This is a genomic window from Streptomyces lusitanus (assembly GCF_042647945.1).
Classification (GTDB): Bacteria; Actinomycetota; Actinomycetes; order Streptomycetales; family Streptomycetaceae; genus Streptomyces; species Streptomyces pseudogriseolus.
In genome coordinates this window covers 1-23,444 of sequence record NZ_JBHRWL010000026.1, presented here as the reverse complement: position 1 = coordinate 23,444, position 23,444 = coordinate 1, and the positions used below count along the sequence as shown (strand labels likewise).

18 protein-coding genes and 1 pseudogene are annotated in these 23,444 nt (G+C 71.7%); 14 read left to right on the top strand and 5 right to left on the bottom strand.

The features are described 5' to 3' along the window. The first annotated feature begins 104 nt into the window (after positions 1-104). Positions 105-1,232, top strand: coding sequence for an amidohydrolase family protein (locus ACFOSY_RS29135; protein ID WP_394312685.1), 1,128 nt, complete (start codon positions 105-107; stop codon positions 1,230-1,232). 35 nt (positions 1,233-1,267) lie between these two features. Here the strand turns inward: ACFOSY_RS29135 and ACFOSY_RS29130 are convergent, their stop codons facing one another. Both ACFOSY_RS29130 and ACFOSY_RS29125 read right to left on the bottom strand, forming a co-directional pair. Further along, a complete protein-coding gene (locus ACFOSY_RS29130) occupies positions 1,268-1,924 on the bottom strand; it encodes an MBL fold metallo-hydrolase (protein WP_394312515.1) in 657 nt (218 codons plus the stop codon). A gap of 39 nt (positions 1,925-1,963) precedes the next feature. Beyond that, positions 1,964-2,653, bottom strand: a complete 690-nt coding sequence (locus ACFOSY_RS29125; protein WP_394312514.1) for a maleylpyruvate isomerase family mycothiol-dependent enzyme — start codon at positions 2,651-2,653, stop codon at positions 1,964-1,966. A gap of 223 nt (positions 2,654-2,876) precedes the next feature. On the opposite strand from ACFOSY_RS29125, the gene uvrA reads away from it, so the two are divergent. Then, the gene (uvrA, locus tag ACFOSY_RS29120; protein ID WP_394312511.1) at positions 2,877-5,885 is read left to right on the top strand and encodes an excinuclease ABC subunit UvrA; all 3,009 of its coding nucleotides are present in this window, start codon (positions 2,877-2,879) and stop codon (positions 5,883-5,885) included. Positions 5,886-5,949: 64 nt separating this feature from the next. Here the strand turns inward: uvrA and ACFOSY_RS29115 are convergent, their stop codons facing one another. Further along, the gene (locus tag ACFOSY_RS29115; protein ID WP_394312508.1) at positions 5,950-6,870 is read right to left on the bottom strand and encodes a carbohydrate kinase family protein; all 921 of its coding nucleotides are present in this window, start codon (positions 6,868-6,870) and stop codon (positions 5,950-5,952) included. Further along, positions 6,867-7,919 carry a LacI family DNA-binding transcriptional regulator gene (locus ACFOSY_RS29110; RefSeq protein WP_394312506.1) on the bottom strand — a complete coding sequence of 351 codons (1,053 nt, stop codon included), beginning with the start codon at positions 7,917-7,919 and terminating at the stop codon, positions 6,867-6,869. Before ACFOSY_RS29110 ends, ACFOSY_RS29115 begins: the two co-directional genes overlap by 4 nt. Before the next feature lie 315 nt (positions 7,920-8,234). Between ACFOSY_RS29110 and ACFOSY_RS29105 the strand changes: the two genes are divergently transcribed. Continuing rightward, entirely contained in the window at positions 8,235-8,657 is a 423-nt protein-coding gene (locus ACFOSY_RS29105) for a Rieske (2Fe-2S) protein (RefSeq protein WP_394312505.1), read from the top strand. A 39-nt stretch (positions 8,658-8,696) separates the two neighbouring features. Here the strand turns inward: ACFOSY_RS29105 and ACFOSY_RS29100 are convergent, their stop codons facing one another. Beyond that, the gene (locus tag ACFOSY_RS29100) at positions 8,697-9,644 is read right to left on the bottom strand and encodes a hypothetical protein (protein WP_394312502.1); all 948 of its coding nucleotides are present in this window, start codon (positions 9,642-9,644) and stop codon (positions 8,697-8,699) included. 848 nt (positions 9,645-10,492) lie between these two features. On the opposite strand from ACFOSY_RS29100, the gene uvrC reads away from it, so the two are divergent. The 11 genes and pseudogenes from uvrC to ACFOSY_RS29045 all read left to right on the top strand — a co-directional run. Continuing rightward, entirely contained in the window at positions 10,493-12,604 is a 2,112-nt protein-coding gene (gene uvrC / locus ACFOSY_RS29095) for an excinuclease ABC subunit UvrC (protein ID WP_394312500.1), read from the top strand. Then, entirely contained in the window at positions 12,601-13,596 is a 996-nt protein-coding gene (gene rapZ, locus ACFOSY_RS29090; RefSeq protein WP_394312497.1) for an RNase adapter RapZ, read from the top strand. Before uvrC ends, rapZ begins: the two co-directional genes overlap by 4 nt. Further along, positions 13,593-14,660: a gluconeogenesis factor YvcK family protein gene (locus ACFOSY_RS29085; protein WP_225657243.1), complete on the top strand. Its 1,068-nt coding sequence runs from the start codon at positions 13,593-13,595 to the stop codon at positions 14,658-14,660. The genes rapZ and ACFOSY_RS29085 overlap by 4 nt, the downstream gene beginning before the upstream one ends. Beyond that, positions 14,651-15,640 (top strand): DNA-binding protein WhiA, encoded by a 990-nt coding sequence (gene whiA / locus ACFOSY_RS29080; RefSeq protein ID WP_225657244.1) that lies wholly within the window; start codon positions 14,651-14,653, stop codon positions 15,638-15,640. Before ACFOSY_RS29085 ends, whiA begins: the two co-directional genes overlap by 10 nt. 179 nt (positions 15,641-15,819) lie before the next feature. Next, positions 15,820-18,774: a M14 family metallopeptidase gene (locus ACFOSY_RS29075; RefSeq protein ID WP_394312490.1), complete on the top strand. Its 2,955-nt coding sequence runs from the start codon at positions 15,820-15,822 to the stop codon at positions 18,772-18,774. A gap of 225 nt (positions 18,775-18,999) precedes the next feature. Further along, a complete protein-coding gene (gene gap, locus ACFOSY_RS29070) occupies positions 19,000-20,007 on the top strand; it encodes a type I glyceraldehyde-3-phosphate dehydrogenase (RefSeq protein WP_006135274.1) in 1,008 nt (335 codons plus the stop codon). 159 nt (positions 20,008-20,166) lie between these two features. After that, on the top strand, positions 20,167-21,378 hold the full coding sequence (locus tag ACFOSY_RS29065; RefSeq protein ID WP_394312487.1) for a phosphoglycerate kinase: 1,212 nt from the start codon (positions 20,167-20,169) through the stop codon (positions 21,376-21,378). 6 nt (positions 21,379-21,384) lie between these two features. Then, on the top strand, positions 21,385-22,161 hold the full coding sequence (gene tpiA / locus ACFOSY_RS29060) for a triose-phosphate isomerase (RefSeq protein WP_006135272.1): 777 nt from the start codon (positions 21,385-21,387) through the stop codon (positions 22,159-22,161). A 139-nt stretch (positions 22,162-22,300) separates the two neighbouring features. After that, complete coding sequence (secG, locus tag ACFOSY_RS29055; RefSeq protein WP_006135271.1) at positions 22,301-22,537, top strand: preprotein translocase subunit SecG; 237 nt, start codon at positions 22,301-22,303, stop codon at positions 22,535-22,537. A 212-nt stretch (positions 22,538-22,749) separates the two neighbouring features. After that, the gene (locus ACFOSY_RS29050; RefSeq protein WP_078066843.1) at positions 22,750-23,085 is read left to right on the top strand and encodes an RNA polymerase-binding protein RbpA; all 336 of its coding nucleotides are present in this window, start codon (positions 22,750-22,752) and stop codon (positions 23,083-23,085) included. 136 nt (positions 23,086-23,221) lie between these two features. Next, positions 23,222-23,444, top strand: a pseudogene (locus tag ACFOSY_RS29045) (glucose-6-phosphate isomerase); the annotation flags it as partial.

Sequence of the window (23,444 nt, the reverse complement as noted above, 5' to 3'; positions counted from 1 at the left end):
CCGTCCGAGGTAACCGGCGTCGAAAAGTGCACGCCGTGCCGATCACCGGATCGCCGCCGGGCCATCGTGGTGCGGCGAGCTGGAACTACGGACGGGATACGCGGATGCCGGAATCGACCGAGACCATGAGTCGGCGCAGTCTGCTGATCGCCGGTGGCGCGGCGGCGACCACCGTCGCCACCACAGGCGGGTCCAGCGCTCTGGCCGGGGAGGAAGCTCAGCCGCAGAGCTCGCGGAGCGGTGACGACGCCGGTCGGGCGAGGATTGACGTCCACCACCATTTCACCGCTCCGGCGTGGGTCGACTGGGCCGAGCGCGAGGGCTTGGTGCGGCGGCAGGAACTGCCGTGGTGGGCACGCTGGGATGTGGACTCCGCTTTGGCGCTGATGGACCGGGTGGGTATCGCGACCGCGGTCCTCAACCCGACCATGCAGGACCGGTACCGCTCCGCCGCGCAGGCCAGGGAGGGCCTCACCGTCGTCTTCGAGGCACTGGCCGATCTGGTGGCCGCGCACCCGGGCCGTTTCGCGGTACTCGGCCCCGCCGTCCTGGACCACCCCGATGTGACCACGTGGGCTCTGCAGCACGCTTTCGACGAGCTCGGTGCCGTCGGAGTCAGCGCGAAAGCCAACTACAACGGCGTCTACCTCGGTGATCCCTCCTACGACCGCTTCCTCGCACAACTCGACGAACGCGCCACTGTCCTTTTCACCCACCCGCTCGACCTCCCGAGCGGCCCACCCGCCGTGCCCACCGTCCCCGGCATCCCGAACTTCATGTGTGATTTCCTGCTGGATTCCACGCGCGCCGCGGTGAACATGATCCGTACCAGGACACTCGACCGCTACCCGCACGTGTCGGTCGTCCTGCCACACGCCGGCGGATTCCTCCCGGCGATCGCCACCCGTATGAAGGCCTTCGGCGGCTTCTGCACCCCGCCCCTCGATGCCGCCCGGGTGCGGGATCATCTCCATCGCTTCTACTACGACACGGCGGGTCCGTCGGCCCCCTCGGGCACACTGGTGGCCACCGCCGGTGCCGACCGGATCCTCTTCGGCACCGACTGGCCGGCCGCCTCCGCCGACATCATCACCGGCTTCACGGTGCCGGCCATCGAGACCGACCCTGTCTTCACCGACCGCCAACGCCGCGGCATCAACCGTGACAACGCCCTCCGCCTCATGCCCGCGCTCAGGCGCAACCTCATGCCTGCGCCAGTAGCTGATCGTTAGGAGCGGGCGACGGGGCGACGGGGCGACGGCGATCGTCACCAGCCTCGTGCGCGCCATTCCGCGAGGTGGGGACGCTCGTCGCCGAGCGTGGTGTCGTTCCCGTGGCCCGGGTAGACCCAGGTCTCGTCCGGGAGCACGTCGAAGATCTTGGTCTCGACGTCGTGCAGCAGGCTCGCGAACGCCTCCGGGTCCTTGTGGGTGTTGCCCACACCGCCCGGGAACAGACAGTCCCCGGTGAACACATGGGGATGCCCGTGGGGGTCGTCGTAGACGAGGGCGATCGAGCCGGGGGTGTGGCCGACGAGGTGGCGGGCGGTGAGCTCGACCTGGCCGACGCGGACGACGTCGCCGTCGTCGACCAGCACGTCGGTCGGCACCGGGATGCCCTCGGCGTCGTACCGGCCCGCGTAGGTGCGGGCGCCGGTGGCGGCCACCACCTCCGCGAGCGCCTGCCAGTGGTCGCCGTGCCGGTGAGTGGTGACGACGGACGCGATGCCGTCGTCACCGATCGTGCCCAGCAGCGCGTCGGCGTCGTTCGCCGCGTCGATCAGCAGCTGCTCGTCGGTGGCCCGGCAGCGCAGCAGGTACGCGTTGTTCTCCATGGGGCCGACCGCGACCTTGGTGATCATCAGGTCCTTGAGTTCGTGCACGTCGGCCGGCCCGCCGACCGTCACCCGCCCGCTGTACGTCATGAGCGTCAGCCTAGCGCCGGAACCGGCGCCGGACAGCGCTCACAGGGGCGGGAGCTTCGGGAGGTCCCCGCCCTTCACCGTGAGGGCGCCGCCGTCCCGGCGACCGGCGAGCCAGCCGAGAAGATCGGCGGGGGTCCCCTCGACCGTGACCGGGCCGCCGTCCGCGCCGCCGCCGGTCGTCCAGCTGCGTCCGTCGGTTGCCGTCAGGGTGGTGGCGGGCACGTCCGGGTGGCCGTCGAAGCGCGCCGCGAGGAACCCGGTCTCCCGGTCGGTGAAGGCGGCCGGGAGGTCCTCCAGCTCGTAGCCGATCCCGAGGTCGACGTGGTGCAGCTCCACCTCGATCCAGCGCCGGAACGGCACCCGCGCGGCGCGGTCGGTGACGCCGTTGCGCAGTTCCACGGTGCGGGACCAGTCCGCCGGGACCTCGGCCGCCGCCTGGAAGCGCTCCGCGCTCGTCCGCAGGTCCGCGAGCTGCTCGTCCAGGGGGCGCGGGGCGCCCGCCTCGATGTCGCCGTCCCGGGCCTCGGCGGAGGCGTACATCGGGCGGCCCTCGAAGACGTTCACCAGGGCGTCCGCGTTGCGGGACAGGTGGGTCAGCACATGACCGCGGGTCCAGCCCGGCAGACGTGACGACTGGGTCACAGCCGCGTTGTCCAGGGCGCCGACCGCGCGGAGCAGCCGCTCGGTGGCGGCCTGTACAGACACCAGGTCATCAGCGTGATCAATCATGCCGCCGACCCTAACCGTGTCACACCTTCGGGTGAAGGAGGTGAACCGGACGGCAAATTCGAATGCGCGTGCTATAAGGTCGGACGCGGCGTCGGGCATGCTGGAGAGCCGGGCTTTGTTGACTATCCGTGAATCCGAACCGGCGTTGTCAGTGGCTCCCCCTAGTCTGAGAAGGACGGGGGCCCCGCCCCTGTCACTACCCTCAAGAAAGGTGCGGACCGGCGTGGCCGACCGTCTCATCGTCCGTGGAGCGCGCGAGCACAATCTCAAGAACGTCTCGCTCGACCTCCCGCGCGACTCGCTCATCGTCTTCACGGGCCTGTCGGGGTCGGGCAAGTCCTCGCTGGCCTTCGACACCATCTTCGCCGAGGGGCAGCGGCGCTACGTGGAGTCGCTCTCCTCCTACGCCCGGCAGTTCCTCGGCCAGATGGACAAGCCGGACGTCGACTTCATCGAGGGCCTCTCCCCGGCGGTCTCCATCGACCAGAAGTCCACCTCGCGCAACCCGCGCTCCACGGTCGGCACCATCACCGAGGTCTACGACTACCTGCGCCTGCTCTTCGCGCGCATCGGCAAGCCGCACTGTCCCGAGTGCGGCCGGCCGATCTCCCGCCAGTCGCCGCAGGCCATCGTCGACAAGGTCCTGGAGCTGCCGGAGGGCAGCCGCTTCCAGGTGCTCTCCCCGCTGGTGCGCGAGCGCAAGGGCGAGTTCGTCGACCTCTTCTCCGACCTCCAGACCAAGGGCTACTCCCGCGCGCGCGTGGACGGCGAGACGATCCAGCTCTCCACCCCGCCCACGCTGAAGAAGCAGGAGAAGCACACCATCGAGGTGGTCGTCGACCGCCTCACGGTGAAGGACAGCGCCAAGCGCCGCCTCACCGACTCCGTGGAGACCGCCCTCGGGCTGTCCGGCGGCATGGTCGTGCTCGACTTCGTCGACCTCCCCGAGGACGACCCCGAGCGCGAGCGCATGTACTCCGAGCACCTCTACTGCCCCTACGACGACCTGTCGTTCGAGGAGCTGGAGCCCCGCTCGTTCTCCTTCAACTCGCCCTTCGGCGCCTGCCCCGAGTGCACCGGCATCGGCACGCGCATGGAGGTCGACCCCGAGCTGATCGTCCCCGACCCGGACAAGAGCCTCGACGAGGGCGCCATCCACCCGTGGTCCCACGGCCACACCAAGGACTACTTCGACCGCCTCGTCGGCGCCCTCGCGGACGCGCTCGGCTTCCGCACGGACATCCCGTGGGCCGGCCTGCCGCAGCGCGCCAAGAAGGCCCTGCTGCACGGTCACAAGACCCAGGTCGAGGTCCGCTACCGCAACCGCTACGGGCGCGAGCGCCGCTACACCACGGCCTTCGAGGGCGCGGTGCCGTTCGTCAAGCGGCGCCACAGCGAGGCCGAGAGCGACGCCAGCCGCGAGCGCTTCGAGGGCTACATGCGCGAGGTGCCCTGCCCCTCCTGCGAGGGCACGCGCCTCAAGCCGGTCGTCCTCGCCGTCACGGTCATGGGCAAGTCCATCGCCGAGGTCTCCGCGATGTCCATCAGCGACTGCGCGGACTTCCTGGGCGAGCTGAAGCTGACCGCCCGCGACAAGAAGATCGCCGAGCGCGTCCTCAAGGAGGTCAACGAGCGGCTGCGCTTCCTGGTCGACGTCGGCCTGGACTACCTCTCGCTGAACCGCGCGGCGGGCACCCTCTCCGGCGGCGAGGCCCAGCGCATCCGCCTGGCCACCCAGATCGGCAGCGGCCTCGTCGGCGTGCTCTACGTGCTCGACGAGCCGTCCATCGGCCTGCACCAGCGGGACAACCACCGGCTGATCGAGACCCTGGTCCGGCTGCGCGACATGGGCAACACGCTGATCGTCGTGGAGCACGACGAGGACACCATCAAGGTCGCCGACTGGATCGTCGACATCGGTCCCGGCGCCGGCGAGCACGGTGGCAAGGTCGTGCACAGCGGCTCCCTCAAGGAGCTGCTCGCCAACGCCGAGTCGCAGACCGGCCAGTACCTGTCGGGCAAGAAGGCGATCCCGCTGCCCGAGATGCGGCGCCCGCACGACCCGTCGCGCCGCCTCACGGTGCGCGGCGCCCGTGAGAACAACCTGCGGGACATCGACGTGTCCTTCCCGCTGGGCGTCTTCACCGCGGTCACCGGCGTGTCCGGCTCCGGCAAGTCCACGCTGGTCAACGACATCCTGTACACGCACCTCGCCCGGGAGCTGAACGGCGCGCGCAACGTGCCCGGCCGGCACACGCGCGTCGAGGGCGACGACCTCGTCGACAAGGTCGTGCATGTCGACCAGTCGCCCATCGGCCGCACCCCGCGGTCCAACCCGGCGACGTACACGGGCGTCTTCGACCACATCCGCAGGCTCTTCGCGGAGACGACGGAGGCGAAGGTGCGCGGCTACCTGCCGGGCCGCTTCTCCTTCAACGTCAAGGGCGGCCGCTGCGAGAACTGCTCGGGCGACGGCACCATCAAGATCGAGATGAACTTCCTGCCGGACGTCTACGTCCCCTGCGAGGTCTGCCACGGCGCCCGCTACAACCGGGAGACGCTGGACGTCCACTACAAGGGCAAGTCCATCGCCGACGTGCTGAACATGCCGATCGAAGAGGCCATGCACTTCTTCGAGGCGGTCCCGGCGATCTCCCGCCACCTCAGGACGCTCAACGACGTCGGCCTCGGCTACGTCCGGCTCGGCCAGTCCGCGACCACCCTGTCCGGCGGCGAGGCGCAGCGCGTCAAGCTCGCCAGCGAACTGCAGAAGCGCTCCACCGGCCGCACGGTCTACGTCCTCGACGAGCCGACGACCGGTCTGCACTTCGAGGACATCAGCAAGCTGCTGACGGTCCTGTCCGGCCTGGTCGACAAGGGCAACACCGTGATCGTCATCGAGCACAACCTCGATGTCGTCAAGACGGCCGACTGGGTCGTCGACATGGGCCCCGAGGGCGGCGCCGGCGGCGGCCTCGTCGTCGCCGAGGGCACGCCCGAGCAGGTCGCCGGGGTGCCGGCCAGCCACACCGGCAAGTTCCTGCGGGAGATCCTCGGCGCGGAGCGGATCAGCGACGCCTCGCAGGTCCGCGCCCCGCGCAAGGCGGCCAAGAAGACGGTCGCCGCCCGGTCGACGGCGAAGAAGACCACGACCAAGACGGTCGGGACCACCGCCACGAAGACGGCCGGGAAGACCGCCGCGACGAGGACGACGCGCGGCACCAAGGCCTGACCGGCCCGCCCGCCCATCGTGTGCCGTGCCGCAGGGACGCTCCCCGCGGCACGGCACACGTGCGTCAGACGGTCTCCCGCACCTCCAGCTCATGGGCGTACGGAGGTTCCGCACCGGCGCGGGAACACGTGACCGCCGCCGCGCGCGCCGCGAAACGCAGCAGGCTCTCCCAGCCCTCGGCGCCGAGCGCGGCCACACCCTCGTCGCTCAGCGCGTCACGCGCCGACAGCCCGTGCAGCAGGGCCGCGTTCACCGTGTCGCCCGCGCCGATGGTGTCCACCACCTCGACACGCTCACCCGGCACCGCGTACTCGCCGCCGTCGCGGGTGTACGCCGTCAGCCCGTCCCCGCCCCGGGTGACCACGACCGCCGCGGGACCCGCCGCGAGCCACTCCCGCGGGGACCCGCCGAGCCACTCGGCGTCCTCCGCGGACAGCTTCAGCAGCGACACCGACGGCAGCCAGCTTTTGAACCGCGCCCGGTAGGCGTCGGCGTCCGCGATCAGCCCCGCCCGGATGTTGGGGTCGAGCGCCGTGAACACACCCCGCCCCGACGCCTCGCGCATCAGCGCCTCGTACGCGCTCGCACCCGGCTCCAGCACCAGGGAGCAGGTCCCGAAGGACACCGCGCGGGTGCCGGCGGGCAGCGCCTCGGGCTCGCTGAACAGCCGGTCCGCCGTGCCCTCCACGTAGAACGAGTAGGCCGCGGAGCCGTCGGCGCCGACCGTGGCGACGGCGAGCGTCGTCGGCTCGTCACCGCGCTGCACCGACGCCACGTCCACACCGGTCTCCCGCAGCCGGTCCAGCAGCGCCTCACCGAACGCGTCCCGCGACACCCGCGAGCAGAACACGGTGGGGGAGCCGAGGCGGCCGAGCGCCACGGCCGTGTTGAAGGGGCCGCCACCGAGCGCGGGCGTCAGCGCGGCGAGCGCACCCGCCCCCTGCGGTACCAGGTCGATCAGTGCCTCACCGGCTACGACGATCACGAGGGGGTTCCTTTCTTCAGGGCAGCCGCGTCCTCCGGGCAGCCGCAGGAGGTGCGGTGCACGAAGGTGCACGGGAGGCGTTCGGTACGGGTCGGCCGGTCGGGGTCGGCGAGACGGTCCAGCAGCATCCGGACGGCCCGGGCGCCGATGTCGCGGCTCGGCTGGGACACGGCGGTCAGACGGGGCGAGAAGAGGTCGGCCCAGGCGAAGTCGTCGAAGCAGCACAGGGCGATGTCCCCGGGCACGGACAGCCCGTGGGCCCGCAGTGCGCGCAGGGCGCCGATGGTCATGGCGTTGTTGGCGGTGATCAGCGCGGTGGGGCGCGAACCGAGGTTCAGCAGCTCGGCCGTGGCGCGTTCGGCGCCCGCGGCCTCCGAGTCGCCGTGCACCAGGATCCGCTCGTCGAACGGCAGCCCCGAGGCCGCGAGCCCGTGCCGGTAACCGGTGATCCGCTCGGCGGTCGTGCTGAGCCCGGGCAGGCCGGCCACCAGGCCGATGCGGCGGTGTCCCAGACCGGCGAGATGGGTGACCAGGCCGGCGGTCGGCTCGGTGCTCTCGGCGCAGACCTGGTCGAAGAGGGGCGGCCCGGCCTCGCCGGGCGGGCCGACCAGCCGGTCCAGGAACACGGCCGGCACCTGGTGCCGCCGCAGGTAGGCGAGAAGCCCGGCCGGCTCGGGGGAGGGCGCCACGATCATGCCCTCCACGCGGCGCTCGTGCAGCAGCTGCACGACCTTGCGCTCGCGCGCCGGGTCGTCGTGCGGATCGGCGATGAGGAGGCTGTACCCGTGCTCCAGGGCGGCCGCCTCCACGCCCTGGAGGATCTCTGTGAAGTACGGGTTGCTGATCGCCGACACCGCGAGCCCGATCGACCGGGTGCGGGCCGTGACCAGTGAGCGGGCCAGGGTGTTGGGGGTGTAGCCGAGCTCCTCCACGGCGTCCAGGACGGCCTGGCGGGTGTGGGGGAGCACGGGGCGGGTGCCGTTCAGCACGTGCGAGACGGTCGCGATGGAGACTCCGGCGCTGCGCGCCACATCCGCCATGGTCGTCATCGTCCGTCGCTCCTCCGTGCGGGTCTGTGATGTCGGGCTCGCGAGGGGACCGTATCGCATGGGAGTGGGGGTCGTAAACGCTTGCGTAAGCGTTTACGCCAACGCTTGCGCACCTTCTCGCGCAATCGCTTACGTCAGCGCTTACGCCAATGCATACGTCAGCGTTTGCGCGAACGCTTACGCAAGCCGCCCACCCCACCCCACGGCCCCACCCCACCCCACGGCCCGATCCCACCCACCCGCACCCCGCCCCACCCACCCCCGGTATCGTCCCGGTGAACACTCGTCCACCGCGCACGAACCGTGGGAGCCCGCATGTCCGCCCGACCCGCCGCGACCCGCCGGACCGTCCTGCGAGGCGCGGCCCTCACACCCGTCGCGGGGCTGGGCCTCACCGCCTGTCGGCCCGTCGGCGACGACAGGTCGGCCCCGCTGGCCGGGCCCGTCGAGCTGGGCCCGGCCAGCGAGGTCCCCGCGGGCGGCGCCAAGCTGTACCGGGACCACAACGTGGTCGTCGGGCGGGGCGAGGACGGTTCCCTCACCGCGTACAGCACCGTGTGCACGCACGCGGGGTGCCCCATCAACAAGCTGGACGGGACCAGGCTGGTCTGCCCGTGTCACGGCAGCGAGTTCGACGCCACCACCGGGAAGGTGCTGCGTGAGCCGGCCGTGGCGCCTCTGAAGCCGCTGGTCGTCGAGGTGAAGAACGGCACCCTGGTCGCACGCCGCAGCGACTGACCCGCGGCCGCGTCACCGCACCGCCCGGACAGGCCGGGATCACTCCCAGTCCCAGGCGATCCCTACGTAGCCGGCCCGCAGGCGCGGTTCCACCAGGTGCACCGAGCGGTGCCGCGGGCTGAGCGGCAGCTCCTGGCGTCCGCCGCGGGGGGCCGCGGCCGAGTGCTGGGTGAACCGGTGGCACCGCACCGGGAGCGCGGCGGAGTCGAAGCAGACCTGGAGCGCGTACTGGCCGCCGGGGGAGTCGGCGCCCCGGACGTACTCGCGGCAGACGCCGGCCGTGCCGTCCTCCACGGTGTACCGGAAGAGGAACGTGTCGCCGGCGCGCAGCCGGATGTCGAAGAGCAGCTCGGCCGCGAGGACCCCGGTGTCGTGGTGCCGGCGTATGCGGCCGATGCGGCAGTTCTCCAGGGCGCGGACGTGCATGCGCTCCGGGTCGGCGCCCGGGTCGCCGTGGTGGACGGCGACATAGCGGTCGACGCCGTCGCGATGGGCGCGCACGATGTGGTGCGACTCGCGTTCCGCCAGTTCCCGGCGGGCGCCGATGCTCACCCGCTCGTGGTGGCCCAGGGAGTGCAGCCCGCCGTCGCGCGGGGTGCCGAACTCGGCCAGCAGCTTGTCCAGGACGCCCGAGGCCTCGACGAGGGAGCGGTAGCTGCGGCCGGCGGAGCCGCGGTCCCCGGCCCGGTCGTCCGTCTCGGCGAGCAGCCGGATCAGTGACTCCTCCGGCAGCTGAAGGATCTCCTCCAGGGCCCGTACGGCGCGCAGCGACTCCGGGCGCTGCGGGCGGCGGGCGCCCTGCTGCCAGTAGCTCAAACTGGTGACGCCCACCTTCACGCCGTGGCGCGACAGATGGTGCTGCACCCGCTGCAACGGCAGTCCCCGTGCGGCGATCGCGGCGCGCAGGGCGACGTGGAACGGGCCGCCGCGCAGGGCCGAGTCCAGTTCTGCGGTGACGACGTCCGCGTGCTGTGTGGCGTGCGGCATGCAGGGGCCTTTCTGTGAAGGTCACAACGGCTGGTCAGACCGTTCGCGCGGGGCGCACCGGGGCCCGCCCCCGTCGGCACGGCGCGGTCTTCACATGCGTACGCCGTCGTTCAGCGCCCCGAGTTCCTCCGCATTGAAGCGTGTTGACCAGGTCCCGACAACCGTCTGGCGGCAAGAGCGGCGACACGAAGGGGCCGTACCGGCCGATGCGGCCGGTACGGCCCCTGTGGTCTGCGGCCCCGTGGTTCGTCGCCCGGGGCGCGTCCGAGGGTCAGGCCCCCTCGGTACGGTTCCGGTCCCGCAGGCGGGAGCCCGCGGCACCCAGGCGCTTCGCGCGCACGATGTCGGGGTCGCGCGGGTCGAGGGACTCGGGGAAGGCAGGCGTCTCGTCCGTGTACCGGCGGTACCGGGCAGGCCGTCGTGTTTTCTCGATCCGCACCTGTCGCATACGACCTCCCGACTCGCGGCCACTCGCGTGACCGCCGTCATGACCGCCTCGGGCCACCGGCCGGTGAGCCGGTGCGGACCGCCGGGCGGACCGCCACCGCGGTCCGTCCGCCGGCCCCGGTGATCGCCCGAGGCACGGACCCCCCACATTCCCGCTTACCGGCCGCCGTAACCCATCCGCCCGCATCGGACCCCACGAACCCGTCTCCCAGGCTCGCCATGCCCCCCTTCCCTACCGCCTCCGTCCCCGACCCCTGCCCCCGGCCCCCGCCCCCTCCGTCCCCGACCCCCGCCCCCCATCCCCGCCCCTCCGTGCCCGCCCCCCGATCCCCTCCCCGGTTGTCCACAGCCCCGCCCCCGGCCCCGCCGTCCTGTCGGTGTCCGCCAGTAGGGTGTGATGCATGGCCGACCCCTCCAGCTACCGCCCCAGACCGGGTGAGATCCCCGACTCGCCGGGGGTCTACCGGTTCCGCGACGAGCACCGCCGGGTGATCTACGTCGGGAAGGCGAAGAGCCTGCGCCAGCGCCTGGCGAACTACTTCCAGGACCTCGCCGGGCTGCACCCGCGCACCCGCTCGATGGTGACCACGGCCGCGTCCGTGGAGTGGACGGTGGTCTCGACCGAGGTCGAGGCGCTGCAGCTGGAGTACTCCTGGATCAAGGAGTTCGACCCCCGGTTCAACGTCAAGTACCGCGACGACAAGAGCTATCCGTACCTCGCGGTGACGATGAACGAGGAGTTTCCGCGCGTGCAGGTGATGCGCGGTCACAAGAAGAAGGGCGTACGGTACTTCGGGCCGTACGCGCACGCGTGGGCGATCCGCGACACCGTGGACCTGATGCTGCGCGTCTTCCCGGTGCGCACCTGCTCGGCGGGCGTGTTCAAGAACGCCGCCCGCACCGGCCGCCCCTGCCTGCTCGGCTACATCGGCAAGTGCTCGGCGCCCTGCGTGGAGCGGATCTCCGCCGAGGACCACCGGGAGCTGGCCGAGGAGTTCTGCGACTTCATGGCCGGGCGCACCGGCACCTATCTGCGCCGTCTGGAGAGGCAGATGGCTCAGGCCGCCGAGGAGATGGAGTACGAGCGGGCCGCGCGCCTGCGCGACGACATCGGCGCGCTGAAGAAGGCCATGGAGAAGAACGCGGTGGTGCTGGCGGACGCCACCGACGCCGACCTGATCGCGGTCGCCGAGGACGAACTGGAGGCGGCCGTCCAGATCTTCCACGTGCGCGGCGGGCGGGTGCGCGGCCAGCGCGGCTGGGTCACGGACAAGGTCGAGGAGATCACCACCGGCGCCCTCGTCGAGCACGCCCTTCAGCAGCTCTACGGCGAGGAGACCGGCGACGCCGTCCCGCGCGAGGTGCTGGTCCCCGCGCTTCCGGACCCGGTGGAGCCGGTGCAGGAGTGGCTGACCGGGCGGCGCGGCGCGAACGTCTCGCTGCGCGTCCCGCAGCGCGGCGACAAGAAGGCCCTGATGGAGACGGTCCAGCGCAACGCGCAGCAGGCGCTCGTGCTGCACAAGACCAAGCGCGCCTCCGACCTCACCACCCGCTCGCGCGCGCTGGAGGAGATCAGCGACGCCCTGGGCCTGGACAGCGCCCCGCTGCGGATCGAGTGCTACGACATCTCGCACCTCCAGGGCGACGACGTCGTGGCGTCCATGGTCGTCTTCGAGGACGGGCTGGCCCGCAAGAGCGAGTACCGCCGCTTCCAGATCAAAGGCTTCGCCGGCCAGGACGACGTGCGGTCCATGCACGAGGTGATCACCCGCCGCTTCCGCCGCTACCTGGCGGAGAAGGAGCGCACGGGGGAGTGGGCCGACGGCGAGGAACCGGGCGCCGAGCCCGGGGCGCAGGCGGACCCGGGGACGGACGGCGCGGGTCTCGCCGAGCCGCCCGCGAGCACGCTCACCGAGGACGACGGACGCCCCAAGCGATTCGCGTACCCGCCGCAGCTCGTCGTGGTGGACGGCGGCGCGCCGCAGGTCGCCGCGGCCCGGCGGGCGCTGGACGAGCTGGGCATCGACGACATCGCGGTGTGCGGTCTCGCCAAGCGGCTGGAGGAGGTGTGGCTGCCCGGCGACGACGACCCGGTGGTGCTGCCCCGGACCAGCGAGGGCCTGTACCTGCTCCAGCGCATCCGGGACGAGGCGCACCGCTTCGCGATCACCTATCAGCGCGCCAAGCGCGCCAAGCGCTTCCGCTCCAGCCCCCTGGACGACGTCCCCGGCCTCGGCGAGACCCGGAAGCAGGCGCTGATCAAGCACTTCGGTTCGTTGAAGCGGCTGCGGTCGGCGACAATCGAGCAGATCTGTGACGTTCCGGGCATAGGCCGCAAGACGGCCGAGACGATCGTCGCGGCCCTCGCCCAGGCGGTGCCCGGCGGTCCCGCCGTGAACACGGCGACGGGCGAGATCATGGATGACACGGAAGAACCCGGGCAGCAGACGGGTTCTCCGGGGGAGCCCGTGTCCACGGGCGCCCCGGACGAACGACGGGGGCAGGAGCGATGACCGAGCACGAGACAGGGCCCGGGGACCGGGCGGCACAGCAGGCGGGCGGGGCCACGGCCCGCGCCGGCGTCCGGCAGGACAACGGAGCACAGGTGAAGACGGGCAAGGACAACGGCGGGGTGCCCGAGGTCGGCATCCCCGAGCTGGTGATCATCTCCGGGATGTCCGGGGCGGGCCGGTCGACGGCCGCGAAATGCCTCGAGGACCTCGGCTGGTTCGTCGTCGACAACCTGCCGCCCGCGCTGATCCCCACCATGGTGGAGCTCGGCGCGCGCTCCCAGGGCAACGTGGCGCGGATCGCGGTCGTCGTCGACGTCCGCGGCCGGCGCTTCTTCGACAACCTGCGCGAGTCCCTCGCCGACCTCGACGCGCGCGGCGTCACCCGGCGCACGGTCTTCCTGGAGTCCTCCGACGAGGCCCTGGTGCGCCGCTTCGAGTCGGTGCGCCGCCCGCACCCGCTCCAGGGCGACGGCCGGATCGTCGACGGCATCGCCGCCGAGCGGGAGCTGCTGCGCGAGCTGCGCGGCGACGCCGACCTGGTGATCGACACCTCCGGGCTGAACGTCCACGAGCTGCGCGCGAAGATGCACGCGCAGTTCGCCGGCGAGGAGGAGCCCGAGCTGCGGGCCACCGTGATGTCCTTCGGCTTCAAGTACGGCCTCCCGGTGGACGCCGACCTGGTCGTGGACATGCGGTTCCTGCCCAACCCGCACTGGATCCCGGAGCTGCGCCCCTTCACCGGCCTCAACGAGGAGGTGGCGTCGTACGTCTTCAACCAGCCCGGCGCCAAGGAGTTCCTCGACCGGTACGCCGAGCTGCTGCGGCTGGTCGCCGCGGGCTACCGTCGTGAGGGCAAGCGCTACGTGACCATCGCGGTCGGCTGTACGGGCGGCAAGCACCGCTCGGTCGCCATGTCGGAGAAGCTCGCCGCCCGGCTCGCCGCGGAGGGCGTGGAGACGGTGGTCGTCCACCGGGACATGGGACGGGAATGACACGACGTACTCCGCGGCTGAGCCGGCTGCGCAGGGCGGTCCCCGAGGGCCGCGCCGGCCGGCCGGCCGAGACGCGCGGCGCGCGCCCGCGCCGCAGGGGCGCCCAGCCCAAGGTCGTCGCCCTCGGCGGCGGCATGGGCCTGTCCGCCTCGCTCGCCGCCCTGCGCCGGATCACCGGCGACCTCACGGCCGTGGTCACCGTCGCCGACGACGGCGGCTCCAGCGGCCGCCTGCGCGACGAACTGGGCGTGCTGCCCCCCGGCGACCTGCGCAAGGCGCTGGCCGCGCTGTGCGGGGACGACGACTGGGGCCAGACCTGGGCGCGCGTCATCCAGCACCGCTTCCAGTCCAAGGGCGACCTGCACGAGCACGCGGTCGGCAACCTGCTGATCGTCGCCCTGTGGGAGCAGCTCGGCGACCACGTCCAGGCCCTCGACCTGGTGGGGCGGCTGCTCGGCGCGCACGGCCGGGTGCTGCCCATGTCCGCCGTGCCGCTGGAGCTCCAGGCGCTGGTCAAGGGGCACGACCCGGAGCGCCCCGACGACGTCGACACCGTCCGCGGCCAGGCCACCGTCGCCCTCACCCCCGGCGAGGTGCAGTCGGTGCACCTCGTGCCGAACGACCCGCCGGCCGTGCCCGAGGCGGTCGCGGCGGTGCTGGACGCCGACTGGGTGGTGCTGGGGCCCGGCTCCTGGTTCTCCTCGGTGATCCCGCATCTGCTGGTCCCCGAGCTGCTGGACGCCCTCGTCGAGACGAAGGCGCGCCGGGTACTCTCGCTGAACCTCGCCCCGCAGCCCGGAGAAACCGAGGGCTTCTCCCCGCAGCGTCATTTGGAGGTTTTGGGGCGACACGCCCCTAAACTCGCCCTGGACGTGGTGCTGGCCGACGAGGCCGCCGTGCCCGACCGGGACTTGCTGACCGATGCCGCCGAGCGGTTCGGCGCCGCGGTCGAGCTGGCCCCCGTGGCCCGGCCCGACGGAAGCCCCCGGCACGACCCGGAGCTGTTGGCCGCCGCGTACGACCGTATTTTTCGGATGCATGGAAGGATCGGCCCATGGCGATGACGGCAGCGGTGAAGGACGAGATCAGCCGGCTCCCCGTCACCCGTACCTGCTGCAGGAAGGCGGAGGTCTCCGCCATTCTGCGGTTCGCCGGCGGCCTCCACCTGGTCAGCGGGCGCATCGTGATCGAGGCGGAGCTGGACACCGCCATGGCCGCCCGGCGGCTCAAGCGGGACATCCTGGAGATCTTCGGCCACAGCTCCGAACTGATCGTGATGGCGCCGGGCGGACTGCGCCGCGGCTCGCGGTACGTGGTGCGCGTGGTCGCGGGCGGTGACCAGCTGGCCCGTCAGACCGGCCTGGTGGACGGCCGGGGCCGTCCGATCCGCGGCCTGCCGCCGCAGGTGGTCTCGGGGGCCACCTGCGACGCCGAGGCCGCCTGGCGGGGCGCCTTCCTGGCGCACGGCTCCCTCACCGAGCCCGGCCGTTCCTCGTCCCTCGAGGTGACCTGCCCCGGCCCCGAGGCCGCGCTCGCCCTGGTCGGCGCCGCCCGCCGGCTGCACATCGCCGCCAAGGCGCGCGAGGTGCGCGGCGTGGACCGGGTGGTCGTCCGGGACGGCGACGCGATCGGCGCGCTGCTCACCCGGCTGGGCGCGCACGAGTCGGTGCTGGCCTGGGAGGAGCGCCGGATGCGCCGCGAGGTGCGCGCGACGGCGAACCGGCTGGCCAACTTCGACGACGCCAACCTGCGCCGGTCCGCCCGCGCCGCCGTCGCGGCCGGCGCCCGGGTGCAGCGCGCGCTGGAGATCCTCGGCGACGACGTGCCCGAGCACCTCGCCGCGGCCGGCCGGCTGCGCATGGAGCACAAGCAGGCCTCCCTGGAGGAGCTGGGCGCGCTCGCCGACCCGCCGCTCACCAAGGACGCGGTGGCCGGACGCATCCGCCGGCTGCTGGCCATGGCCGACAAGCGCGCCGCGGACCTCGGCATCCCGGGCACGGAGGCCAACCTCAGCGAGGAACTGGACGACAAGATCGGCGTCTGACCCGGACGCACGACCGTCTCCTGACACCTTCTGACACCTGGTCAGAACACCGGCGCCGCCGCCCACCTGGGTGACCGGCGCCGGTTTCGTGTGTCGTGGCGGCGCCCTTGACTCGATCATGTTGTGTCATGAGCCTGGCATCTGTTCGCCGCTGTGGCGGACCTCTCTCAGGGGGGCTCATGAGACGAAGAGCGAGATCGATCCTCGCCGTCGGCACGCTCCTGATCGGCGGAGCCGGCTTCGCACCTGTCGCCCAGGCACAACCCGCACCGCCCTCGCCCGGTGATCCCGGCGAGGTCAAGGTCTACCGCGCCGACGTCACACGGCAGCAGGTACCCCTGCTGCTGGCGGCGGGGCAGGACGGTCACGAACTCGGCGAGCGGGTGCCCGAACGGGGCACGGCCGCCGTCGAGGTGTACCTCACCGAGGGACAGGCCCGGACGCTGGAGAAACAGGGCGTCGACCTCACCGAGCACCGGCTCCCCGCCCGGGCGGAGGAACGCGCGGCGGACGCCGCCCAGGGCGTGTTCCGGCCGTACAGCGGCAAGGGCGGCCTCAAGGAGGAGATGCTGCGCACCGCGCAGCGCAACCCCTCCCTCACCAAGGTCGTCTCCATCGGCAAGACCGTTCAGGGCAAGGACATCCTCGCCCTGAAGCTCACCAAGCAGGCCCGCAGGACCAAGGACGGCTCCCGGCCGGCCGTCCTCTACATGGCCAACCAGCACGCCCGGGAGTGGATCACGCCGGAGATGACCCGCCGGCTGATGCACCACTACCTCGACCGGTACCGGACCGACCGGCGGATCAAGCGGATCGTCGACACCACCGAGCTGTGGTTCGTCCTCTCCGCCAACCCGGACGGCTACGACTACACCTTCGCCGACGACGCCAACCGCCTGTGGCGCAAGAACCTCCGGGACGTCGACGGCGACGGGAAGATCGGCTCCGGCGACGGCGTCGACCTCAACCGCAACTTCCCCTACAAGTGGGGTTACGACGACGAGGGCTCCTCGCCCAGCCCCTCCGGCGAGACCTACCGGGGCGCCTCCCCGGGCTCCGAGCCCGAGACCAAGGCGATCGACGCCTTCGAGAAGCGCATCGGCTTCACCTACGGCATCAACTACCACTCCGCCGCCGAGCTGCTCCTCTACGGGGTCGGCTGGCAGGTGGCCACGCCGACGCCCGACGACGTGCTGTACAAGGCGCTCGCCGGCACGCCGGACAACTCGGCGATCCCCGGCTACCACCCGCAGCTCTCCTCCGAGCTGTACACCACCAACGGCGAGGCCGACGGCCACGCGGCGAACGTCAACGGCATGGCGATGTTCACCCCGGAGATGTCGACCTGCCAGACCGCCTCCGCGTACGACCCCGACGACGCCTGGGAGCCCGGCGACTGCCGTTCGATCTTCACCTTCCCGGACGACGAGAAGCTGATCCAGCAGGAGTTCGCCAAGAACGTCCCCTTCGCGCTCTCCGTCGCCGAGACCGCCGCGCACCCCGACCGGCCGTCCTCCGCGGTCGGCCTGGAGGCACCGGACTTCACCCCGGCGGCCTTCACGACCTCCTACGCGCGCGGTGAGGACCAGGAGATCTCCGTCGTGGCCCGCAGGTCGGTGCGCGACAAGCAGATGCGGTACCGGGTCGACGGCGGCCGCACCCACAGCGTGGACCTCAGGCCCTGGCGGGGCGGCGAGCGCTACGGCGGCGAGGACGACCTGTACTTCGACGAGTACCGCGCGAAGGTCCGGCACGCCGAGCCCGGCGACCGGGTCGAGGTGTGGTTCACCGGCAGGACCCGCGGCGGCACGAAGGTCTCCGCCGAGCCCTTCACCTACACCGTGGCGCAGCGGCCCCGCGCCGACGTCCTCGTCGTGTCCGAGGAGGGCGCGAAGGCCACCGGCACGAAGGCGTACACCGACGCGCTGCGGGCGAACGGCCGGAGCGCCGCCGTCTGGGACGTGGCCGAGCGGGGCGCACCGGACGCGCTCGGCGTGCTGAGCCACTTCCGCACCGTCGTCCACCACACCGGGGCGGCCGTCCCGGGCGTCGCCACCCAGCTCCAGCTGCGGGCCTTCCTCAACGAGGGCGGCCGGCTGATCGAGGCGGGCGAGCAGGCCGGCGGCGACGTCGACCTCGGCGACGGCGTCCTGTCCGACGATTTCAGCCAGTACTACCTGGGCGCCTACTCCCGCACGGCCACCTCGGGCGCCACCGCGTTCAACGGCGCCGGACGGCTCGCCGGCACCGGCGGCCCGCTCGGCGACGCGCCCGGGAACCCGCTGGACCGGCCCGGCAGCTACGCCCTCACCTCCGACGAGCTGCCGCCCGCCACGTACCCGCAGTTCGCGAGCGCCGGGGCCGGGTCGTACAGCGGCACGGTCAATCCGTACGGGCCCTACGCGGGCTCCTTCATGGCGGCCGCCGTGCACACCGACGACGGCTACAAGCGCCTGACCCGCACCGTCGACCTCACCGGTGTCACCGCCGCCGAGCGGCCCACGCTGCGCACCCGCCTGCTGTGGGACACCGAACCGGGCTACGACCACGTCATTGTCGAGGCGCGCACCGCGGGCGGCGACGACTGGACGACCCTGCCCGAGGCGGGCGGCGCCACCCGCACCACCGTGCCGTCCGAGTGCGCGGCCGGGTTCTTCGTCGCCGGGCACCCCTGGCTGGAGCACTACCTGACCCTGGGCGACGACGGCTGCGCCGCGACTGGCACCACCGGGGCGTGGAACAGCCTCACCGGGTCCTCCGGCGGCTGGCAGCAGGTGGAGTTCGACCTCGGCGCGTACGCGGGCCGCACGGCCGAGGTGTCGATCGCCTACGTCACCGACCCGGGCAGCGGCGGCCGGGCCGTCCTCGCCGACGAGGCCTCCCTGGTCGTGGGCGGGACCGTCACGGAGACGGAGGGCTTCGAGGAGTCCCTGGGCGCCTGGCGCGTCTCCGGCCCGCCCGCGGGCAGCCCGCCCGTCCTGAAGGACTGGACCCGCGCCGGGGAGCTGTTCCGCACCTACGCGGCGGTCACCACGGAGGACACCGTGCTGCTGGGATTCGGCCTGGAGCACCTCGCCTCCGCGGCGGACCGGGCCGCACTGATGAGGAAGGCGCTGGCCGCCGTCCGCGGGTGACACCGGCGCCGGCGAGGCCGGTCACGGACGGCGGAAAAGGGTGACGGAAGACCGTCGCCCTGGGGCGGTCCGTACCCTACTGGCGGGTACGGACCGCCCTGCCGGGTATGGGACAACTCGATGTCACGGCCGGGGCCCCGGAGAGGTAGGGTCGACAGTGGTCGGGGACATCCCAAATACAGCTCGCCGGCGTCAGAGCCGGCGTACCAACGAGGAGATCGGTTCGTGACGATCCGCGTAGGCATCAACGGGTTTGGCCGCATCGGTCGGAACTACTTCCGCGCGCTCCTGGAGCAGGGCGCCGACATCGAGATCGTGGCCGTCAACGACCTGGGCGACACGGCGACCACCGCGCACCTGCTGAAGTACGACACCATCCTGGGCCGTCTCAAGCAGGAGGTCTCGCACACCGAGGACACCATCACCGTCGGCGACAAGACGATCAAGGTCCTCTCCGAGCGCAACCCCGCCGACATCCCGTGGGGCGAGCTGGGTGTCGACATCGTCATCGAGTCGACCGGCATCTTCACCAAGAAGGAAGACGCCGAGAAGCACATCACCGGCGGCGCCAAGAAGGTCGTCATCTCCGCCCCGGCGAAGGGCGAGGACATCACGCTCGTCATGGGCGTGAACCACGAGCAGTACGACGCGGCCAACCACCACGTCATCTCCAACGCCTCCTGCACCACCAACTGTGTGGCGCCCATGGCGAAGGTGCTCGACGAGAACTTCGGCATCGTCAAGGGCCTGATGACGACGGTCCACGCGTACACGAACGACCAGCGCATCCTGGACTTCCCGCACAAGGACCTGCGCCGCGCCCGCGCCGCCGCCGAGAACATCATCCCGACCACCACGGGCGCCGCGAAGGCCACCGCCCTGGTGCTGCCGCAGCTCAAGGGCAAGCTGGACGGCATGGCCATGCGCGTCCCGGTCCCGACCGGCTCGGTCACCGACCTGGTCGTGGAGCTCTCCCGCGAGGTCACCAAGGAAGAGGTCAACGCCGCCTTCCAGAAGGCCGCCGAGGGCGAGCTGAAGGGCTACCTGGAGTACACGGAGGACGCGATCGTCTCCTCCGACATCGTCAACGCCCCGGCGTCCTGCACCTTCGACTCCTCCCTGACCATGGTCCAGGAGGGCAAGAACGTGAAGGTCATCGGCTGGTACGACAACGAGTGGGGCTACAGCAACCGCCTCGTCGACCTGACGGTCTTCATCGGCAACCAGCTCTGATCGTGGAGCGGACGGCCTGATATGAGTGCAGGGCTCGGAAGGCGCGGCGACGCGCCGTCCGGGCCCTGACGCACGTATCGGAACGGTCGCCCTCTTTCGATCACGAGCGATCACGAGCGAACAGGTCGCTGAACACGTTGCTCTGACAGGGAGCCCCCTATGAAGACGATCGACGAACTCCTCTCCGAAGGCGTCGCGGGCAAGCGGGTCTTCGTCCGCGCCGACCTCAACGTGCCGCTGGACGGCACCACCATCACCGACGACGGCCGCATCCGCGCCGTGGTGCCCACCGTCAAGGCCCTCGCCGACGCGGGCGCGCGCGTGGTCGTCGCCTCGCACCTGGGCCGCCCCAAGGGCGCCCCGGACCCCGCCTTCTCGCTCGGCCCCGCCGCCGCGCGCCTCGGTGAACTCCTCGGCGCCGACGTCGCGTTCGCCACCGACACGGTCGGCGAGTCGGCCTCCTCGACCGTCGCCGGCCTCGCCGACGGCCAGGTCGCGGTCGTCGAGAACCTCCGCTTCAACGCGGGCGAGACGTCCAAGGACGACGCCGAGCGCGGCGCCTTCGCCGACCAGCTGGCGGCCCTCGCCGACGTCTACGTCGGCGACGGTTTCGGCGCGGTGCACCGCAAGCACGCCTCGGTGTTCGACCTTCCGGCCCGGCTGCCGCACTACGCCGGTCACCTCATCGCCACCGAGGTCGGCGTGCTGAAGAAGCTCACCGACGACGTCGAGCGGCCCTACGTGGTCGTCCTCGGCGGCGCCAAGGTCTCCGACAAGCTGGCCGTCATCGACCAGCTGCTCGGCAAGGCCGACCGCATCCTCATCGGCGGCGGCATGGCGTACACCTTCCTCAAGGCCCAGGGGCACGAGGTCGGCTCGTCCCTGCTCCAGGAGGACCAGATCCCGGCCGTCCAGGAGTACCTGGAGCGCGCCGAGAAGAGCGGCGTCGAGCTGGTGCTGCCGGTCGACACCCTGGTCGCCGGCGAGTTCCCCGACATGAAGGCCAAGGCGCCGGGCAACCCCGAGAACGTCGCCGCGGACGCCATCCCGGCCGGGAAGCTGGGCCTGGACATCGGCCCGGAGACCCGCAAGCTCTACGCCTCGAAGCTCGCCGACGCCGCCACCGTCTTCTGGAACGGCCCCATGGGCGTCTTCGAGCACCCCGACTACGCCGAGGGCACCAAGGCGGTCGCCCAGGCCCTCCTCGACTCCCCGGGATTCACCGTGGTCGGCGGCGGGGACTCCGCCGCCGCGGTCCGTACCCTGGGCTTCGACGAGCAGGCATTCGGCCACATCTCGACCGGCGGCGGCGCCTCCCTCGAATACCTCGAGGGCAAGACGCTCCCCGGCCTCGCAGCACTGGAGGACTGACCCTCAATGACCACCCGTACGCCGCTGATGGCGGGCAACTGGAAGATGAACCTCAACCACCTCGAGGCCATCGCCCACGTCCAGAAGCTCGCCTTCGCCCTGGCCGACAAGGACTACGACTCCGTCGAGGTCGCCGTCCTGCCGCCGTTCACCGACCTGCGCTCCGTGCAGACCCTGGTCGACGGCGACAAGCTGAAGATCAAGTACGGCGCGCAGGACATCTCGGCCCACGACGGCGGCGCCTACACCGGCGAGATCTCCGGGCCCATGCTGGCCAAGCTGAAGTGCACCTACGTCGCGGTCGGCCACTCCGAGCGCCGCCAGTACCACGCCGAGACCGACGAGGTCGTCAACACCAAGGTGAAGGCGGCCTTCAAGCACGGCATCACCCCCATCCTGTGCGTCGGCGAGGAGCTGGAGGTCCGCGAGGCGGGCAACCACGTCTCCCACACCCTCGCCCAGGTCGAGGGCGGTCTGAAGGACGTCCCGGCCGAGCAGGCCGAGACGGTCGTCATCGCCTACGAGCCGGTGTGGGCCATCGGCACCGGCAAGGTCTGCGGCGCCGAGGACGCCCAGGAGGTGTGCGCGGCGATCCGCGGCAAGCTCGCCGAGCTGTACACCCAGGAGCTGGCCGACAAGGTCCGCATCCAGTACGGCGGCTCCGTGAAGTCCGGCAACGTCGCCGAGATCATGGCACAGGCCGACATCGACGGCGCCCTGGTCGGCGGCGCCTCGCTGGACGCCGACGAGTTCGTCAAGATCGTCCGCTTCCGCGACCAGTGAGTGACCGGGGTGCGCCCGCCCGCGGGCGCACCCCCGGGACGGGAGTAGGCCGCAGGGCCGATCCGTCGTACTCTTGCGGGGTCCAGTCCGGTGCTGGACCCCGTGTCGTCCATCCGTTTCCGAGGAAGTTGGTCCAGCCGTGGTTCTGGGGTTCTCCATCGCCCTGATCGTCTTCAGCCTGCTGCTGATGCTGCTGGTGCTGATGCACAAGGGGAAGGGCGGCGGCCTCTCCGACATGTTCGGTGGTGGCATGCAGTCGTCCGTCGGCGGCTCCTCGGTCGCCGAGCGCAACCTCGACCGGATCACGGTCGTGATCGGTCTGCTCTGGTTCGCGTGCATCGTGGTGCTCGGCATCACGATGAAGATGAGCAACTGACCCGCGCGGCGCGATCCGCCCGCAATCCCCACGTAACGCCCCATGTTCGGTACGCGCAGCTGAGCGCGGCCTATCATGGGGCTTGCGTCTGGATGCGGAGACAGGTAACTCCTATCACTGGACGCGCGTTGGGCCTTACGTAGACTGAGGCGCTCGCAGCGAAGCGGTACGCCGACTCGCTTCGCGGCACCATTACGCAGGGAGTTACGACCGTGGCAAGTGGCAACGCGATCCGGGGAAGCCGGGTCGGGGCGGGGCCGATGGGCGAGGCCGAGCGCGGCGAGTCCGCGCCGCGGCTGCGCGTCTCCTTCTGGTGCTCCAACGGGCACGAGACACAGCCGAGCTTCGCGAGCGACGCACAGGTGCCCGACACCTGGGACTGCCCACGCTGCGGCTTCCCGGCCGGGCAGGACCGCGACAACCCGCCGGACCCGCCGCGCACCGAGCCCTACAAGACGCACCTCGCCTATGTGCGCGAGCGGCGCAGCGACGCGGACGGCGAGGCGATCCTCGCCGAGGCGCTCGCCAAGCTGCGCGGCGAGATCTGACGCCTGGCCGACGCCGGGCGCACCCGCCTGCCGCCGGTTCGCTCTCCGGACTCTTCCGTCCCCGTCACCGCTGATCAATTAGGTTGGGATCAGTCGGCACAGCGGGGACATCCAAGGAAGAAGGCTGAAGTCCGAGATGAACGCAGACGGCCGTAGCAGGCTCAACCAGAGGCCCGAGTGGACCGCACTGGCCCAGCACCGCGAGGAGCTCGGCGAGGTGCGGCTGCGCGAGCTGTTCGAGGCCGATCCGGACCGCGGCACCGGGTACACCCTCCGGGTCGGTGACCTGTACGTCGACTACTCCAAGCATCTGGTCACCGACGAGACGCTGCGGCTGCTGCGGGAACTGGCCGCCGCGA

Bases quoted from the DNA above. Each gene is read 5' to 3' on its own strand.
- ACFOSY_RS29130 (WP_394312515.1), bottom strand. From the start codon at position 1,924: ATGACGTACAGCGGGCGGGTGACGGTCGGCGGGCCGGCCGACGTGCAC.
- ACFOSY_RS29125 (WP_394312514.1), bottom strand. From the start codon at position 2,653: ATGATTGATCACGCTGATGACCTGGTGTCTGTACAGGCCGCCACCGAG.
- uvrC (WP_394312500.1), top strand. From the start codon at position 10,493: ATGGCCGACCCCTCCAGCTACCGCCCCAGACCGGGTGAGATCCCCGAC.
- ACFOSY_RS29075 (WP_394312490.1), top strand. From the start codon at position 15,820: ATGAGACGAAGAGCGAGATCGATCCTCGCCGTCGGCACGCTCCTGATC.
- tpiA (WP_006135272.1), top strand. From the start codon at position 21,385: ATGACCACCCGTACGCCGCTGATGGCGGGCAACTGGAAGATGAACCTC.
- whiA (WP_225657244.1), top strand. From the start codon at position 14,651: ATGGCGATGACGGCAGCGGTGAAGGACGAGATCAGCCGGCTCCCCGTC.
- ACFOSY_RS29100 (WP_394312502.1), bottom strand. From the start codon at position 9,644: ATGCCGCACGCCACACAGCACGCGGACGTCGTCACCGCAGAACTGGAC.
- ACFOSY_RS29065 (WP_394312487.1), top strand. From the start codon at position 20,167: ATGAAGACGATCGACGAACTCCTCTCCGAAGGCGTCGCGGGCAAGCGG.
- ACFOSY_RS29135 (WP_394312685.1), top strand. From the start codon at position 105: ATGCCGGAATCGACCGAGACCATGAGTCGGCGCAGTCTGCTGATCGCC.
- ACFOSY_RS29110 (WP_394312506.1), bottom strand. From the start codon at position 7,919: ATGACGACCATGGCGGATGTGGCGCGCAGCGCCGGAGTCTCCATCGCG.
- rapZ (WP_394312497.1), top strand. From the start codon at position 12,601: ATGACCGAGCACGAGACAGGGCCCGGGGACCGGGCGGCACAGCAGGCG.
- ACFOSY_RS29105 (WP_394312505.1), top strand. From the start codon at position 8,235: ATGTCCGCCCGACCCGCCGCGACCCGCCGGACCGTCCTGCGAGGCGCG.
- ACFOSY_RS29085 (WP_225657243.1), top strand. From the start codon at position 13,593: ATGACACGACGTACTCCGCGGCTGAGCCGGCTGCGCAGGGCGGTCCCC.